We start from the raw sequence: 16,065 nt of genomic DNA on the forward strand, positions 1-16,065 counted from the left end.
AGTACGGGGGATGTCAAACTACGATGCCTCTCGTACAAGAAATTCGAGAACCCTCGTACAATGAGAGCTCCCGGACGAATGTGGAGCCGCCGCCGTGACCACCGACGCCCCCGCCACCAGCAGCCGTGCACTGCCGCACCCGGCGCGCGAGGAGATCCGGCTGGAAGAGGTGCTGCACGCGCTCTCCGACCCCATGCGGCTGCGGATCGTGCGCGAGCTCGCCGCCGGCAGCGACGAGCTGTCGTGTTCGCACTTCGACCTGCCGGTCACCAAGTCCACCACCACGCACCACTTCCGGGTGCTGCGCGAGAGCGGCGTGATCCGGCAGGTCTACCGGGGCACGGCCAAGATGAACGGCCTGCGCCGGGATGACCTAGACGACCTCTTCCCGGGACTTCTGGACGCCCTCCTCGCCGCCGCCGCCCGGCAGGCCGCCCGGGTCGGAACCGACTGAACCGGCCCGTGCGGGAAGGTGGTTGAAGAGCAGGTTCAGTACGATCGCCGTCAGGCAGCCCGCACTGATGCCGCTGTGCATCACCGTCTGGAACCAGTCCGGGAACTTCTCGTAGACCGTCGGCACCCCGACCGGCAGCATGCCCACGGCCACCGAGACCGCCACCACCGTCAGGTTGTGGTTGCCCCTGAAGTCGACCTGGGCCAGGGTACGCAGGCCGCTCGCGGCCACCGTCCCGAACATCACCAGGCCCGCGCCGCCCAGCACCGGCGCCGGGATCGCCGCCACCACCGCGCCCAGCTTGGGCAGCAGACCGAGCAGAACGAGGATGCCGCCCGCCGCGGCCACCACCCAGCGGCTGCGCACCCGGGTCATGCCGACCAGGCCCACGTTCTGGGCGTACGCCGTGTACGGGAAGGTGTTGAAGACGCCGCCGAGGACGGTGGACAGGCCGTCGGCGCGCAGGCCGTCCGCGAGGGAACGCGGCTCGACCTTGCGGCCGGTCAGCTCGCCGACGGCGATGAAGTCACCGGTCGTCTCCGTCATGCACACCAGCGCCACCACCAGCATCGAGACGATCGCGGACGCCTCGAAGGTGGGCGCGCCGAAGTGGAACGGCGTGCTGATCCCGACCCAGTCCGCGTCACCGACCCCGCTGAAGTCCGTGAACCCGAACGGCACCGCGACCGCCAGCCCCACGACGATGCCGACCAGCACGGCGATCCGGCTCAGGAAGGCCGGCGCGAACCGCTGCACCCCCAGCACCACCGCGAGCACGAACGCCGCCAGCGCCAGGTTCTTCGGCTCCCCGAAGTCCGGCGCGCCGACGCCGCCCGCGGCCCAGTTGCCGGCCACCGGCAGCAGCGAGACACCGATGATCAGGATGACGGTGCCCGTGACCAGCGGCGGGAAGAAGCGCAGCAGCCTGCCGAAGACCGGCGCCAGCAGCACGATCGCGAGCCCCGCGACGATCACCGAGCCGTAGATCGCGGGCAGTCCGCCGCCCGTCGTCCCGATGAGCACCATCGGCGACACGGCCGCGAACGTACAGCCCTGCATGATCGGCAGCCGTACGCCGAAGCGCCAGAAACCGATGCACTGGATCAGGGTCGCAATGCCGCACACCAGCAGGTCGGCGGTGATCAGATACGCCAGGTCCGCGGGCGGCAGCTTCATCGCACCGCCCACGATCAGCGGCACCGCCACCGCGCCCGCGTACATCGCCAGCACGTGCTGCAGACCGAAGGCGGCCAGGTGCCGTACGGGTGGGATCTCGTCGACGGGATGCACGGGTGCGGTCGTGGCCATGGGCGCTCCTGAGCGGCGGTGGGCGGGGAAATCCGGGGGGAACACCCGGACAGCACGAGACCGTAAGCGGCTTGAACAGTTTGTTGATTGCCGGGATGTTGCCGCTGTGTGTCATGCCCACCCGGACGCGCCCGACCCTGCTACGGCCCTGTCGGTCCGCTCCGCTACGGCCGTGCGATCCGCTCCGCCACGGCCGTGCGATCCGCTCCGCTACGGTCGTGCGGTCCGCTCCGCTACGGTCGTGCGGTCCGCTCCGCTACGGACCCGCCGTCTGCTCCGCTACGGACCCGCCGTCCGCGCCGCCGTCAGCAGCGACTCCCAGTCGGGCAGCTTGACGACACTCCGCCCGAGCGAGGCCCCGAGCTCCGCCTCGGCCCGCTCGATCGCCTGCCACCCGGACCACTCCACCGGCTCGACCCCCTCGGCACGCAGTACCACGAGCGGGTCCTCGGGGACGTCCTTGCGTTCCAGGACCGGAGCGTCCTCCAGCAGGGACAGCACCGTCTCCTTCGCGCACGGCCGGTTGGTGCCGATGACACCCGTCGGGCCGCGCTTGATCCAGCCCGCCACGTACTCGCCCGGCGTGACGACGCCCTCGCGCAGGACCCGCCCGGCCAGGTGCGGCACCGTGCCGCTGCCCGCGTCAAACGGCAGCCCCTCCAGCGGCACCCCGCGATAACCCACCGACCGCAGCACCAGCTGCGCCTCGATGTCCTCGAACCGTCCGGTGCCCGTGACGCCTCCACGCCCGTCCGGCACCGTCCGCTCGAACCGCACCGCGCCCACGCGCCCGGCCTCGGCGAGCACTTCGACCGGGCGCAGGAAGAACCGCAGCCGGATCCGCCGCGGACCGCCCGCCGGGGGCGCCTCGGCCCAGCCGCGCACCACCTCCACGTTGCGGCGCTGCGTCGCGGGCAGCGCGGAGGGGTCCTCGTACGCCGGATCCAGCGCCAGATCCGCCGGGTCCGCGACGACGTCGGTGCCCGGCAGGGTGCCGAGCTCACGCAGCTCCTTGGTGGTGAAACGGGCCTGGGACGGACCGCGCCGGCCCACCATGTGGATGTCCGTCACCCGGCTGGCCGCCAGCGCGGTGAGGGCGGCCTGCGGCATGTCCGTCGGACTCAGCTCGGCCAGTCCCCGCGCCAGCATCCGGGTGACGTCCACGGCCACATTGCCCACGCCGATGACCACGGCCGACCGCGCGCCGAGCAGGAAACCGTCGTCGACCGCGTCGGGATGCGCGCTGTACCAGGACACGAACTCGGTCGCCGACCAGCTGCCCGGCAGGTCCTCGCCGGGGATCCCGAGGTGCCGGTCGGTGGCGGCGCCCACGCAGTACACCACCGCGTGGTACAGCTCCCGCAGCCGGGCCGTCGGCACCCCGCCGGGGCCGCCGACCTGGACACCGCCGAGGAACCGCACCCGGTCGTGCTCCAGGACGGTGCGCAGGTTGTTCTGCAGCGACTTGATCTTCTCGTGGTCCGGTGCCACGCCGTAGCGGACCAGGCCGTACGGGCACGGCAGCCGGTCCAGGACGTCGACGCGCACCTCGGAGTCCTGCTGGACAAGGCTCTGGGCGGCGTAGCAACCGCTCGGCCCGGAGCCTACGACGGCGACTCGCAGCACGGCGGAACTCCTTACCCGAGGGATCCCGAGGGATCGTCAGGAGATCGCTGACGCTTCCAGCATCGCACCGCCGGAGCTCCGCTGACAGGGTGTTGTGCGCCGTTGGGGCAGGGCGTGTCCGTTCGTATGGAATGTGATCATGCGGTTACGTTGCGTGTGTGCTAGAAGCATCCTTCCTTCATCTTTCCGATCGCTCTCCGGCCGACGGCTCGGTGTCCGTGCGGCCCGCGTGGGAGGTGCGGGAGGACGGGAGCGTGGCGCGGTGGTTCGAGGTGCGGCTGGTGTTCACGGACGGCGCCCGGATCGACCTGCTCGCCGTGGAGTGCGCGGGGTGCGTCCTGGTCGAGGACGTCAGGGCCCAGCCGGCGCTGTCCCTGGACGACCTGGCGGTCCTCGCCGACTGGATCGAGGGACCGCTCTTCGAGGGATGCGGTGTGGGGGACGGGCCGGACGGCGAGGGGGGTGGATCGCGCCGCGCCCGGCCGGCGTGGCCGCGCGGTGCGGCCGGGCGGTGGCAGGTGGCGCAGGAGTACCGCGCGGCCCAGGAGGAGGGTGTGGACCCGGTCCTCGCGGTGATGTCCGCGACCGGGCACAGCCGCCGCAAGGCGCTCAGGCTGATCGGGCAGGCACGGGACGCGGGCTTCCTGACACCGCGCCGCGCCCGGCGCTGAGCGCGCCTGCCGGTTCTTCGGGGGTGACGCCTGCTGGCTCTGCGCCGGTGAAGCCTGCTGGCCTGGCGCTGAGCGTGTCTGCCGTCCCTGCGCCGGTGACACCGCGCCGCGCCCGGCGCTGAACATGCCTGCCGCGCCCGGCGCTGAAAGCGTCCCTGCCGGCTCTGCGTCGGGTGACGCCTGCCGCACCTGCGCCGGTGACACTACCGCCCCGGCGCCGTGACGCCTGCGGCGCGTCCCGTCACAGCATGTCCCGCATCCGCGTGATCTCGCTCGTCTGCTGGGCGATCACGTCGTCAGCCATCTCCTCGATCCGGATGTTGTTACCCTGCCCCTTCACATCCGTGGCCATGGTGATCGCGCCCTGATGGTGGGTGATCATCAACGTGAGGAAGAGCTCGTCGAAGGCCTTCCCGTCCGCCGCGCGCAGCTTCTTCAGCTGGGCCTCGGTCGCCATCCCGGGCATCGCGGCATGGTCGTGCCCGTGTCCGTCACCCTTCTCGCTCTTGCCGTGCTCCTTCAACCAGCCCTTCATGGCCTTGATTTCGGGCTCCTGGGCCGCGGCGATCCGCTCGGCGAGCCGCTTGACCTTCGTCGACGCGGCGCGCTGCGGGGCCAGTTCGGTCATCACCAGGGCCTGGGCGTGGTGCTCGATCATCATGCGCGCGTAGGAGACGTCCGCCGAGTTGGGGGAGTCGTCCTCCGCGCGCTGCCGGGCGGCGTCCTGGGCGGACAGGGTCCGGTTGTCCTCGCCGGGTCTGCCCGGGGCGATGACCGAAGGCCCGCTCTCCGCAGCCGACTTCGCGTCAGAACCGGAATCACACGCGCCAAGTCCGAGCACGGCCAGGGCGGTCAGACCGGTCGCGACGAGCGGCGCGCGGGACGTACGGCGGAAGAGCACTACGACCTCCTGGGGCAGGCGGGTTGATGGACACCTTGTGGGTGTGGATGAAGTCCTAGCACGCTTCCGCGCGTTACTGATCGGAAAACTTCATTGCGTGTCGGTTGCCCTCTGTTGGAATGTGCATGGTCAAGACAATACTTCGGGATGCGTGAACCGTTCCGAGGTGAACGGAACAGAGGGAGGAAACAGTGATCCTGTTGAATGACCCCCGAACGCGGCGCAGACGCCTGGGAGTTGCCGCAGCCGCCACCGGGCTGCTCGCCGCGCTCCTCACCGCCGCCCCGGCCGCCGCGATCCCCGACCCCGGGGACGCTCCGGCCAAGCCCAAGGAGGTCTCCAAGAGCGCGCAGGCCGAGGCGAGGGAGGCCATCGAGAGCGGCGACATACCCGCCCAGGACGAGATCGTCCACTCCGCCAACATCGAGCACGTCACGAACATCCCCAAGGACGCGCTGCCCGGCACCAATTCGGACCTGGCCTTCCAGGGCAAGTACGCCTTCGCCGGCAACTACGACGGCTTCCGCATCTTCGACATCAGCAACCCGAAGGCACCGAAGACGGTCGCCCAGGTGCTGTGCCCCGGCTCGCAGAACGACGTCTCCGTCTCCGGGAACCTGCTGTTCCTGTCCACCGACTCCTCGCGCAGCGACAGCAGTTGCAACAGCACCACGCAGCCCGCGACCGAGAAGTCCTCGTGGGAGGGCATGAAGGTCTTCGACATCAGCGACAAGCGGAACCCGAAGTACGTCGCCGCCGTCGAGACCGCCTGCGGCTCGCACACCCACACGCTGGTGCCCGAGCGCCGGAACGTCTACATCTACGTCTCCTCGTACTCGCCGAACGCCGCCTACCCCGACTGCCAGCCGCCGCACGACGGCATCTCCGTCATCAAGGTGCCGCGCCACGCCCCCGAGAAGGCGGCGGTCGTCGGCTTCCCGGTGCTGTTCCCCGGTGAGGGCCCGGACGGCGGTGGCAACCCCGGCGCGCCCACCAACCCGGGTGTCTCCAAGACCACCGGCTGCCACGACATCACGGTGCTGCCCTCGCAGGACCTGGCCGCCGGCGCCTGCATGGGCGACGGCATCCTGTTCTCCATCAAGGACCCGGAGCACCCGAAGGTCATCGACCAGGTGCAGGACAACGTGAACTTCGCGTTCTGGCACTCGGCGACCTTCAACCAGAAGGCGAACAAGGTCGTGTTCACCGACGAGCTGGGCGGTGGCGGCGGCGCCACCTGCAACGCGGAGATCGGCCCGAACCGCGGCGCGGACGGCATCTACGACATCGTCGGCAAGGGCGACCAGCGCAAGCTCGTCTTCCGCAGCTACTTCAAGATCCCCCGCCACCAGGCGGCCACCGAGAACTGTGTGGCCCACAACGGCTCGCTGATCCCGGTCAAGGGCAAGGACCTCATGGTCCAGGCCTGGTACCAGGGCGGCGTCTCCGTCTGGGACTTCACCGACTCCTCGAAGCCCAAGGAGATCGCCTACTTCGAGCGCGGTCCGCTGACCACCGACAAGATCGTCACCGGCGGCTCCTGGTCGGCGTACTACTACAACGGCTACATCTACTCGAACGACATCGCCAAGGGCTTCGACGTCCTGAAGATCAACGACCGGCGCACGGACCCGGCCCGGTGGGTCCACCTGCGTGAGCTCAACGTGCAGACGCAGCCGGACTACTTCGACTGACCCTCCGGCCCGCACCCCGGTGCGGACCCGGTCGCGAAGAACCGCGACAGATCCGTGTCGCACGTCCCGCCGGGCGCCTCGGCGCCCGGCGGGGCACCCATCTCCCAGTCGAGCCGGTAGCGCTTGAACAACTCGGCCCGCAGCACCGGAACGGGCATCGGCACCCCCGGCACCAGCGCCGCGTACACGGCGCCCATCAGCAGCGCGCGCAGCATCGGATAGGCGCTGTCGACGTCGCACGAGCCGTGCCGGGCGACGGTGTCCCGCAGCAACTCGGCCAGGCGCCGCTGCTCGGGGCACGGCATGAACCCCTCGCCCTGCAGCAGCCCGGCCATGTGCTGGCGCATCAGCACGGGCCGGTCCCGGGCCAGGCCCAGGATCGCGTCGATGGCCCGCGCCATCCGCTCCCGGCCGTCCTCGGTGTGCGGCTCGCGCTCCAGCGCCTCCTGAAGTGTGCGGTGCATCAGCCGGTGCACGGCGGACTGCACGAGCTGGCGTTTGCCCGGGAAGTAGTACGACACCAGGCCGCGCGCCGAGCCCGCCCGGTCGGCGATGTCGCCGAGCGTCGTCGCCTCGTACCCGCGCTCGCTCACCAACTCGACGGCCGCCTGCAGGAGCCGCTCCTTGGAACGCCTCCGCAACTCTTCATTGACCGAGGCGCTGCGCGGGGACATGCTGTAACTCCTGCGTTGGCTGGCTGCCAGCCAACTATACTCATCGCGTCCGGCCAGGCCCGCGCGGCCTGCTCCGGGCTGCCGTCCGCCTCGGGCGACGCGGGGGATCGTCCGAGGCGGACGGATGCAGCCCGGGCAGTAGCCTCGGGCTACCTCGACAGCGGCCCGGGGCTGCTTCCCGTGCGGGCGGTTTTCCCCCAGCGGGCGGGGGCCGGGTCAGCCCACCAGGTCCAGCACCGGCCGCAGCCCGTCCGGCCGGTCGGTCACCGGCAGATGGTCCACGACGTGGACCCCGCAGCCCAGGGCCGCCGCGCCGCCGTCCGCGCGCCGGTCGTCACCGACCATCAGCGTCCTGCGCGGATCGGCGCCGAGCGCCTCGCAGGCCGTCGCGAACAGCCGCGGGTCGGGCTTTTGGATACCGTGCTCGTACGACAGGACGTACACGTCGACGTAGGCGTCCAGGCCGTGTTCGCGGAAGACGGGGCGCAGATCCCAGCCGATGTTGCTGACCACCCCGACGGGCACACCCCGCTCCCGCAGCGTGCGGAGCACCTCGGGGGCGTCCGGGTAGGGGGCCCACGCGGCCGGCCTCATGTGGCGGTCGTACAGCGCGTCGTAGAGCGCCGGGTCGGGCAGCGGGACCCGGCGGGCTGCGCCGGTGTAAGCGGCCCGGTGAAGTTCGGCGCTGCTGTCCCGGACCCGCCACAGATCGGCGAGTTCCTCCGGCAGCTCCACGGGCTGCGCGCCGCCCGGTAGCGCCCCGGCCGTCTCCAGCGCCTCGGCCGCCGCCCGCACCTCCGGTTCGGGAAGATCCATTCCGGCCTCGGCCAGCACTCCGCGCAGCCAGGACTCGGCGGACTCGATACGGAAGAGGGTCCCGGAGAAGTCGAACAGCACGGCGGTCATGCCGGGATCGTACGAGGCGCCACCGCCCCCGCGGCCGTCGGCCCCGCACAGCCGTGGACCCGCCCCGGTGTGCTCACGGCTGCCGGAGCCGGTGGACCCAGACCGCCAGGGCCACCACGAGGGCGCCCAGCAGCCAGCCGCCGACGACGTCCGTCGGCCAGTGGACGCCGAGCCACACGCGGGTCAGACCGACGCCGACCACCGAGATCACGGTTAGGGCCACGGCCGTGCGCCACAGGGCGCGGGTGACGCCGTGGCGGTGCAGGAGCCACAGCAGCAGGCCGCACACGACCGTGGCGGTCATGGCGTGGCCGGACGGGAACGCCGCGTAGTGGGCGGAGTCGACGGGGTCGGGGAAGACCGGGCGCGAGCGGCCCACCGCCGCCTTCAGCGTCTGCTGCACCAGTGTGCCCAGCGCACAGGTCACCACCAGCCACAGCGCCGTCCAGCGGGCCGCGTATCGCCACGCCAGCCACACCGCGACCGCCGCGCACAGCAGACGCATCGTCCAGGGGTCCCACACCCAGTCCGTCAGGATCCGGCAGGTCCGGGTCAGTCCGGGTTCGTCGACCGCCCAGCGGTGCGTGGTGCGGGAGACGTCGCCGTCCAGCGAGATCAATGGGCGCCACTGCGCGGCGACCAGGGCCAGCAGCAGCGTGGAGCACAGCGCGAGGATCCCGGCGGAACGGGCGACCGTGCGGTGCGTGGATGGACGAGGTGGGGACTCGACGGTCTGGGTGTGCATGGTGCGATCCTCGCCGATGCGTGGGAGCGGGATCCAATCCCGGGTCGGTGTTCGGCCGAACCTCAGTCGGCGGATTGCGACTTCTATCCCAGTGCCCGCAGCCCCGGTACGAACGCCACCAGCAGCGGAATCACCGGCACCAGCGCGGCCGCCGCCGTCAGCCGCAGCCGCCGGGCCGCCGGAAGCCGGTCCGGGGGAGTCAGCAGCCGGTGCACCCGCTGCGGAACCTGCGCCTCAGGGGCCGGGCACGGGCCGAACACCCCACGGTGCTCGTTGAGTTCCACCAGGGCGAGGGCGGTGGTCAGCCGGCCGAAGCGGCGGGAGGCCATGTCGTCGGCGGCGAGTTCGACCAGCCGGTGCATCTCGTCGCGGAACGCGGCGAACACCGGAACCTGCGGGAATCCGCCCGCCAGCGCGGCCGAGCAGTGCAGCAGCCAGTGGTGCCGTGCCTGCGCGTGCCCCTGCTCGTGGGCGAGCACGGAGTCCAGCTGCCGGCCCTTCAACCGGCGCAGCGCGGCCGTGGTGACGACCAGTCGGGGCGGTGAGCCGGGCAGCCACCAGGCGTCGGGCCGCTCGCCCTCCAGCACGACGAGCCGGTTCCCGGACGCCTCGCCGGGCAGCAGCGGGGCCCGCAGCAGGAGTTCGGCCCGCCGACGCCGGCGCCGGGCGCGCGCCCGTACGACCTCCCGGACCAGCATCGCCGCACTCCACAGGCCGCCGCACGCCAGCGCGACCGCGGTCGTCGCCGCCCAGGGACCGGCCGTACCGAGCGCGTAGGCCTCCACCACCGGGCTCGGCGCCGTCGCGAACACATGCCCGCCCACCGCCCGCCAGGCGGCCGCCGCGCTGAGCGTCATCGACAGCGCGCAGCACAGCAGCACGGCCGCGATCACGCACTGCCACACCCACAGGGCCACCACCGGTTCACGATCCGGCCAGTCGGCCCGGGCGAGCAGCCGGGGAGCGACGACGGCGATCAGGGCGCCGAGCAGCAACAGTGCCGCGGGGAGCATCATGCGTGCAGCCTATGAGCGCGGCGCCGCTCGGGGGTACGGCCCGCCGCGGCAAAGTGACGCAGGCAACGGTCCCGTGCGGACCCGGCTCACAGCGTCAGCAGCATCGCCACCATCGCGATCCCCATGGACAGCCGGCAGGCCCGCGCCAGCTCCGGCCGGTCGCCCCACCCCGCGGCCGCGCCACCGCCCCCGGGCACGGCGGCGACGGGCACCAGCCGCACGCCGGTCAGCAGCACGTACCCGGCGAAGTACAGCAGCAGCGCCCCGGTCAGGAGAGGGGCCCCGGAGCCCCCGTGCCCGTGCGTGGGGGAGCCGCCTATCACCACCGCCATGTAGACCATGGCGGTGGCCCCCACCAGATGGTGCAGGTGGTGCGCGTGCGTCCGCGCCGCCCACAGCGCGTGCACCGCCGCCGCGCCGAACACCACCGCGTAGAGGGGCCAGGCCCACTCCGGCGGGGTGAACACCGCGGCGGGCACGGCCATCACGGCCATGCCGAACCCCATGAGCGCCTCACCGCCCGCGGCGCGGCGCTGCTCCTCGACGCTGCTGCGCATCCGCAGCAGGCAGTACGCGCCGGTCGCCGCGCACAGCGCGACCAGCAGCCAGCCGGACGATGCCGGTCCGTGCACACGCACCTCCCCGCTCGACCCGCTCCACGGTCGGTCAAGGGATGCCCGGGCCCGGCGGCGCGCACGCGAGCGCAACGGTGTACACGGGGAGCGTGGGGGTAGCACGCCAGGTCAAGGCGGATCGTTTACAAGTAAAACACCTGTTAAGGTGGGAGGTCATGACCAGTACGACCCTCACCCCGACCCCCACCGCCCCGCGCACCCGGCGCCTCCCGCTGGCCGGTGTGCTGCGCGTCGGCCGGCCCTCCGGCATCTGGTTCAAGCCCGCCCTGAGCGTGGTCGCCGCGGTCGCCCCGCCCAACCTGACCCTGCTGGCGCTCGGTCGGCTCGACCTGGCGATGTACACGATGGCCGGATCCCTGTGCGCGCTGTATGCCCACAACCGCCCGTACGCCGCCCGGGCCCGTGCCCTCGTGTGGGTGATCCTCGGCATGCTCGGCGGCCTCGCCATCGCCCTGGTCGCGGCGTCGCTCACCGGCAGCGCGGCCGTGCTGGTCACCGTCGGCGCGGTCCTGGCCGCCGCGCAGAAGGTGCTGTGCGACGCCACCCGCATCGGCCCGCCGGGCAACGTGGTCCTCACCTTCGTCAGCTCCGCCGCGCTGTTCGCACCGCAGAGCCTCGGCCAGGTCCCCGGTCACCTGGCGCTGGGCGTGATGGCGGGGGCCTGGGCCTGGCTGGTCTGCATGGCGCCGGGTCTGCTGCGCCCGCACGGCCCGGAGCGCCGGGCCACCGCCCACGCCCTGAACGCCGCCGCCGCGTACGCCGAGACGGGCGGCACCGGCGACGGCCATGCCCGGGCCCGGGCCACCGCCTTCGCCGCCGTGCACGCCGCCTGGCAGGCGCTGCTGTCGGCGCCGCCGAGGGGCGCCCGCTCCTCGACCCGGCACGCCCTCGAACGGCTCGTCGTCCGCGCGGAGATCGCGCTCGCCGCGCCCGCGGAGGCGGACGCGGGGCACCTGCGCGCGTGCGCCGAGGCGCTGCGCGGCACCGGACCCGTCCCGGAGGGCGAGGGACGTCGGGGGGCCTCCGAGGAACTCCTGGCCAGAGACGAACTCCTCGGCGCCGACGCCGAACTCGACACCCCGCCCAGCCCGCTGTGGGCGAGGCTCGGCCCGCTGACGCCGCTGGCCGTGCGGACCGCGCTCGGCTGCGCCCTCGCCGGGTACGCCTCGCTGGCTGTCGGCATCGGCCGCCCCTACTGGGCGCTGGTCACCGCGGCCGCGCTCTACCAGGCCAACCTCACCCTCACCTGGGGAAGGGCCGTCCAGCGCGTGGTCGGCAACCTCGCCGGGGTCCTGCTGTTCGCCGCCGTCGCCCCGCTCGCCCACCTCGGCCAGGCGGCCCTCGTCCTGTGCTGCCTCGCCTTCAACTTCGGGGCCGAGGCGCTGATCAGCCGCAACTACTGGCTCGGCAGCGTCTGTGTGACCCCGATGGCGCTGCTCATCACCGAGTTCGCCGGACCCCAGGAACCCGGTCTGCTGATCACCGAGCGGGTCGCCGACACCCTCGTCGGTGCCCTGGCCGGCTTCCTCGCCGCCGTCGCCGTCACCGACCGGCGGGCGGGCGACCGCGTCGAGCGGGCGCTGGCCGCCGCCGACCGCGCCCGCGAACACGCCGCCCGTCTCCTCGCCGCACCGGATCCCGCACCGGCGGCCCTGGAATCCGCCCGCCGCGGGCTCGCCGCCGCGCTGGTCGATCTGCGTGCCACCGCCGACGCCGCGGCCGGCGAGTGGTGGCAACGCGCCCTGCCCCAGGAGCGGGTCGTGCTCGCCGAGCAGTCCGGACACCGTACGCTCGCCGCGACGGTACGACGCCAGGGACTGCTCCCGGAACGCCAGGGACTGCTCCCGGACCAGGGCGCGGACACGAGAACGGAGGACGTACGGCCATGACGGCACCCGAGGGGCGGTCGGCGAGCGACGACGAGACGGCGGGCACGCGGAGGGGGGACACCGTCGCCGCCGTCGTACGGCAGTGGCGGGCCGTCCACCCCGACCTCGACACCGGCCCCATGGAGATCATCGGCCGGATCAACCGCTGCGCCGCCCTGCTCCAGCAGGCCGAGGACGCCCCCCTGCGCCGCGCGGGTCTGACCCGCCCCGAGTACGACCTGCTTGGCGCGCTGCGCCGCACCGGACACGAGCTGACCCCCAGTGAGCTGGCCCGCGAGACGTTCTCCTCGGGCGCCGCCGTCACCAAACGCCTCAAGCAGCTGACCGAGCGCGGCCTGGTGGAGCGCCGCGGCGACAGCCGCGACCGCCGCGTCGCCCACGTCCGCCTCACCGACGCCGGACGTGACCTCGTCGACGGCATCCTGCCCGAGCAACTCGCCTACGAGACCGCCGTACTGTCCGGAATGGAAGCCCCCGAGCTGGGTGAACTCGCCGCGCTGCTCGGCGAGTTGCTGGGCCAGCTGGAGGGGCGCCTGGGCGCGCCGCGGACCTGAGCCACCGGAGGCCGGGCCTGCTCAGAGCACGTCGTGCGCCGTGCGGCGGTGGGTGGAGCGGCGGTCGTCGATGTCCGCCCAGCGGTCGCCGTAGACGTTCCGGGTGACGGCCGGGTCCCGGAGGAAGTCGTGCGGGAAGCCGAGCGGCACCGCGCTCACCTCGTCGAGGCGGGCGAGGGCGTCGGCGTCGAGGCGGACGTCGACGCTCCCGAGGTTGTCGGCGAGCTGGCTCTCCTTGGTGGCCGCGATGATCGGGACGGCGTTGCCGGGCCGGGCCAGCAGCCAGGCCAGCGCCACCTGGGCCGGGCTCCAGCCGCCCTGCTCGGCGATCTCCAGGACGGTGCTGATCACCGCCTCCTCACGCGGGTCCTCCTCGCCCGAGCCGAGCCGTCCGGAATCGCCCCGCCGGTACTTGCCGGTGAGCTTCCCGGCCGCCAGAGGCGCCCACGCCAGCACCGCCAGGTCGAACGCCCGCGCCTGCGGCAGCAGTTCACGCTCCGGCGTGCGCTCCAGCAGGTTGTACCGCAGCTGCGAACCGGTGAAGGCGGTCCATCCCCGCAGCTCCGCGAGGGTGTTGGCCTGGGCGATCTCCCACGCCGGCCAGTCGGAGACGCCGACGTACAGCACCTTGCCGGTCCGGACGAGGTCGTCGAGGGCCCGCATGACCTCCTCGACGGGGGTGAAGTTGTCCCGGGCGTGCACCCACAGCACGTCCAGCCGGTCGGTGCTCAGCCGCTCCAGGCTCGCCTCCACCGACTGCACCAGGTTCTTGCGGTGGTTGCCCGCCGCGTTGACGTCACCTTCCCGGATCCCGCAGGTGTACTTGCTGGCCAGCACGAACCTGTCGCGTCGCCCCTTGAGCAGCTCCCCGAGGATCCGCTCCGAGCTGCCGCCGGTGTAGTTGTTGGCGGTGTCGATGAAGTTGCCGCCCGCCTCCGCGTAGGCGTCGAGGATCCGCGCGCTGGTCTCCTTGCCGGCGCCCCAGCCCCGGTCGTCGCCCATGGTCATGGCGCCGAGGCTCAGCTCGCTCACGCGCAGACCGGTCTTGCCGAACAGTGTGTAACGCACGGTTCTCTCCCCTTCGGGCTGGTCGTGCGAACGACGCTAGGGGCTGGAGCGCACTGCAACGCAAGCCGTGGCCCCGCCTCAAGCCTCGTCACCCGCCCGGTAGACGCCGAACATCGCACCCTGCGGGTCCCGCAGCACCGCGAGGCGCGGCCCGCCGGGCACGGAGGTGGGCACCATCAGGACAGTGCCGTGCCTTTGAACCACGGCGGTCGTGGCGTCGACGTCCGCCACGGCGAAGTACGGCAGCCAGTGCGCGGGCACGTCGTGCGGGAACTTGTCGCCCATCGTCACCATGCCGCCGAAGTCCGCGCCGTCGACGCCCCACCGGGTGTAGCGCTCCGAGGCGGTGGCGCTCCAGCCGAACACCGACGTGTAAAAGGCAACGGCCTCTTCCGGTGCACGGGTCAGCAGTTCGACCCAGCCCAGCGAGCCCGGCGCGCTGAACAGCCCGGCGCCCGGGAAGGCCCGGGCCTGCCACAGCTGGAAGACGGCGCCGGTCGGATCGACGGCCACCACGAAGCGGCCCATGTCGAACACGTCCACGGGAGCGGTCAGGACCGTCCCGCCGGCCGCCGTCACCTTCTGGGCGGCGGCGTCCGCGTCGGTCACGGCGAAGGACACGTTCCACGCGACGGGCCGCTCCTCCTGGTCCAGCGGCGTCAGCCCGGCGACCGCCGCGTCCCCGAGGCGCGCGATGGTGTAGCCGCTCGCCTCCGGGCCGGCGCCCGGCTCCGGCCGCCAGCCGAACAGCCGTGTGTAGAACCGCTTGGCCGCCTCCAGGTCACTGGTCTGCAGCTCGGCCCAGCAGGGCCCGCCGGTCACCGGCATGTCGGGCTTCATGGCGATCCTTCCGAAGAGCGGTCTCCTCCAGCACGCTAAGCCGCGGCCCGGGTACCCGGCCATCCGGCGAAACCCACTGGTGCGTCACACCCGTCCCCGCGTACCCTCGCCCCGTACCGCACCGCGTGGCGGCCCCCGCAGTCCTTCAGCCTGCCCGGAGGTCCCGCATGTCCGCGCTCACGGTGCGTCCCTTCCGCCGCGACGACCGCGACCAGCTCACCGACCTGGTCAACATGCATGTCGCCGCCGTCGTCCCCGGTGTCTCCGTCTCCGTCAACACCGTCCTCAGCGACCTAGAACGCCGGCCCGGCGAGTTCATCACCGACCCGTGGGTGGCCGAGCGGGTCACCCTGGTCGCCGAGCAGCGCCGGTACGTCGTCGCCGCGGCCCACCTGCTGCGCTACCGGGCCGACGCCGAGGTCGGGGAGTCGTATCGGAACATCGGCGAGATCGGCTGGTTCGTGTGCCATCCGCCGGCGTCCTTCTGGCCCGACTCCCAGGAGGCCGCCGACCTGCTGATGTCGGCCTGCCTGGCCCAGCTCGCCCGCTGGAACGTCCGCGCCGGGTACGCCTCCGGCGACCTGCCCGCCCCGGTCCTCTACGGCCTGCCCCACAACTGGCCCCACGTCCGCGCCGCCTACCACCGCGCGGGCTTCCGGCACGCCGGGGACACGGAGGTGATCCTGATCGCCCGGGTCGCCGACCTGCCGCAGCAGCCCCTCCCGCCGGGCGTCACGGTCGAGCGCACGCTGGGGGAGTGCGGCACCCGCTTCACGGCGTACGCCGACGGCCGCGCCCTCGGCTTCATCGAAGTCGACACCGCGCTGGAACGCCCCGAACGCCATGTGCGCGCCGCCGGCCTCGCCGACATCGGCAACCTGCACATCGACCCGGCTCAGTACGGCACCGGCCTGGAACACCGGCTCCTGGCCCAGGCCGCCGACTGGCTCCGCCTGTGCGGCGTCGACCGCCTCGTCGCCTACGAGCCGGAGACCGACCGCACGATGCTCGACCACCTGACCGGCGCGGGCTTCGGCGAACTGACCCGGACCGACCGGAGCTGGGAGCACCGACCCGGGTGACG

The 16,065-nt window shown here is 72.6% G+C and carries 16 protein-coding genes; 6 read left to right on the plus strand and 10 right to left on the minus strand.

Features of this window, described 5'->3' with window-relative positions:
* The first annotated feature begins 94 nt into the window (after positions 1–94).
* Positions 95–454: an ArsR/SmtB family transcription factor gene (locus tag ACYVMZ_RS09305; RefSeq protein ID WP_461077531.1), complete on the plus strand. Its 360-nt coding sequence runs from the start codon at positions 95–97 to the stop codon at positions 452–454.
* Here ACYVMZ_RS09305 and ACYVMZ_RS09310 read toward each other — a convergent pair.
* Positions 374–1,762 carry a nucleobase:cation symporter-2 family protein gene (locus ACYVMZ_RS09310; RefSeq protein ID WP_461077533.1) on the minus strand — a complete coding sequence of 463 codons (1,389 nt, stop codon included), beginning with the start codon at positions 1,760–1,762 and terminating at the stop codon, positions 374–376. The two genes, ACYVMZ_RS09305 and ACYVMZ_RS09310, sit on opposite strands and share 81 nt — an antisense overlap.
* A gap of 279 nt (positions 1,763–2,041) precedes the next feature.
* Positions 2,042–3,388 carry an FAD-dependent oxidoreductase gene (locus ACYVMZ_RS09315; protein ID WP_461077535.1) on the minus strand — a complete coding sequence of 449 codons (1,347 nt, stop codon included), beginning with the start codon at positions 3,386–3,388 and terminating at the stop codon, positions 2,042–2,044.
* Between the two features lie 212 nt (positions 3,389–3,600).
* Here ACYVMZ_RS09315 and ACYVMZ_RS09320 point away from each other — a divergent pair, with 212 nt between their 5' ends.
* A complete protein-coding gene (locus ACYVMZ_RS09320; RefSeq protein WP_461077849.1) occupies positions 3,601–4,059 on the plus strand; it encodes a DUF6214 family protein in 459 nt (152 codons plus the stop codon).
* Between the two features lie 241 nt (positions 4,060–4,300).
* On the opposite strand, the gene ACYVMZ_RS09325 is transcribed toward ACYVMZ_RS09320, so the two are convergent.
* A complete protein-coding gene (locus ACYVMZ_RS09325) occupies positions 4,301–4,960 on the minus strand; it encodes a DUF305 domain-containing protein (protein WP_461077537.1) in 660 nt (219 codons plus the stop codon).
* A gap of 191 nt (positions 4,961–5,151) precedes the next feature.
* On the opposite strand from ACYVMZ_RS09325, the gene ACYVMZ_RS09330 reads away from it, so the two are divergent.
* A complete protein-coding gene (locus ACYVMZ_RS09330) occupies positions 5,152–6,654 on the plus strand; it encodes an LVIVD repeat-containing protein (protein ID WP_461077539.1) in 1,503 nt (500 codons plus the stop codon).
* Here ACYVMZ_RS09330 and ACYVMZ_RS09335 read toward each other — a convergent pair.
* The 5 genes from ACYVMZ_RS09335 to ACYVMZ_RS09355 all read right to left on the minus strand — a co-directional run bounded on the left by ACYVMZ_RS09335 (position 6,642) and on the right by ACYVMZ_RS09355 (position 10,627).
* A complete protein-coding gene (locus ACYVMZ_RS09335) occupies positions 6,642–7,328 on the minus strand; it encodes a TetR/AcrR family transcriptional regulator (RefSeq protein ID WP_461077541.1) in 687 nt (228 codons plus the stop codon). The genes ACYVMZ_RS09330 and ACYVMZ_RS09335 overlap by 13 nt on opposite strands.
* Before the next feature lie 216 nt (positions 7,329–7,544).
* Positions 7,545–8,234, minus strand: coding sequence for an HAD family hydrolase (locus tag ACYVMZ_RS09340; RefSeq protein ID WP_461077543.1), 690 nt, complete (start codon positions 8,232–8,234; stop codon positions 7,545–7,547).
* Positions 8,235–8,307: 73 nt separating this feature from the next.
* On the minus strand, positions 8,308–8,979 hold the full coding sequence (locus ACYVMZ_RS09345) for a phosphatase PAP2 family protein (RefSeq protein WP_461077545.1): 672 nt from the start codon (positions 8,977–8,979) through the stop codon (positions 8,308–8,310).
* 83 nt (positions 8,980–9,062) lie between these two features.
* Complete coding sequence (locus ACYVMZ_RS09350) at positions 9,063–9,995, minus strand: M56 family metallopeptidase (protein ID WP_461077547.1); 933 nt, start codon at positions 9,993–9,995, stop codon at positions 9,063–9,065.
* Positions 9,996–10,081: 86 nt separating this feature from the next.
* On the minus strand, positions 10,082–10,627 hold the full coding sequence (locus tag ACYVMZ_RS09355) for a DUF5134 domain-containing protein (RefSeq protein WP_461077549.1): 546 nt from the start codon (positions 10,625–10,627) through the stop codon (positions 10,082–10,084).
* A gap of 158 nt (positions 10,628–10,785) precedes the next feature.
* Here ACYVMZ_RS09355 and ACYVMZ_RS09360 point away from each other — a divergent pair, with 158 nt between their 5' ends.
* Positions 10,786–12,519, plus strand: coding sequence for an FUSC family protein (locus ACYVMZ_RS09360; RefSeq protein ID WP_461077551.1), 1,734 nt, complete (start codon positions 10,786–10,788; stop codon positions 12,517–12,519).
* Entirely contained in the window at positions 12,516–13,073 is a 558-nt protein-coding gene (locus ACYVMZ_RS09365; protein WP_461077553.1) for a MarR family winged helix-turn-helix transcriptional regulator, read from the plus strand. The genes ACYVMZ_RS09360 and ACYVMZ_RS09365 overlap by 4 nt, the downstream gene beginning before the upstream one ends.
* A gap of 21 nt (positions 13,074–13,094) precedes the next feature.
* Here the strand turns inward: ACYVMZ_RS09365 and ACYVMZ_RS09370 are convergent, their stop codons facing one another.
* Positions 13,095–14,141, minus strand: coding sequence for an aldo/keto reductase (locus tag ACYVMZ_RS09370; RefSeq protein WP_461077555.1), 1,047 nt, complete (start codon positions 14,139–14,141; stop codon positions 13,095–13,097).
* Between the two features lie 78 nt (positions 14,142–14,219).
* The gene (locus tag ACYVMZ_RS09375; RefSeq protein WP_461077557.1) at positions 14,220–14,981 is read right to left on the minus strand and encodes a VOC family protein; all 762 of its coding nucleotides are present in this window, start codon (positions 14,979–14,981) and stop codon (positions 14,220–14,222) included.
* Positions 14,982–15,148: 167 nt separating this feature from the next.
* Between ACYVMZ_RS09375 and ACYVMZ_RS09380 the strand changes: the two genes are divergently transcribed.
* Positions 15,149–16,063, plus strand: coding sequence for an N-acetyltransferase (locus ACYVMZ_RS09380; protein WP_461077559.1), 915 nt, complete (start codon positions 15,149–15,151; stop codon positions 16,061–16,063).
* Positions 16,064–16,065: the final 2 nt, after the last annotated feature.

The organism is Streptomyces deserti (assembly GCF_054782695.1).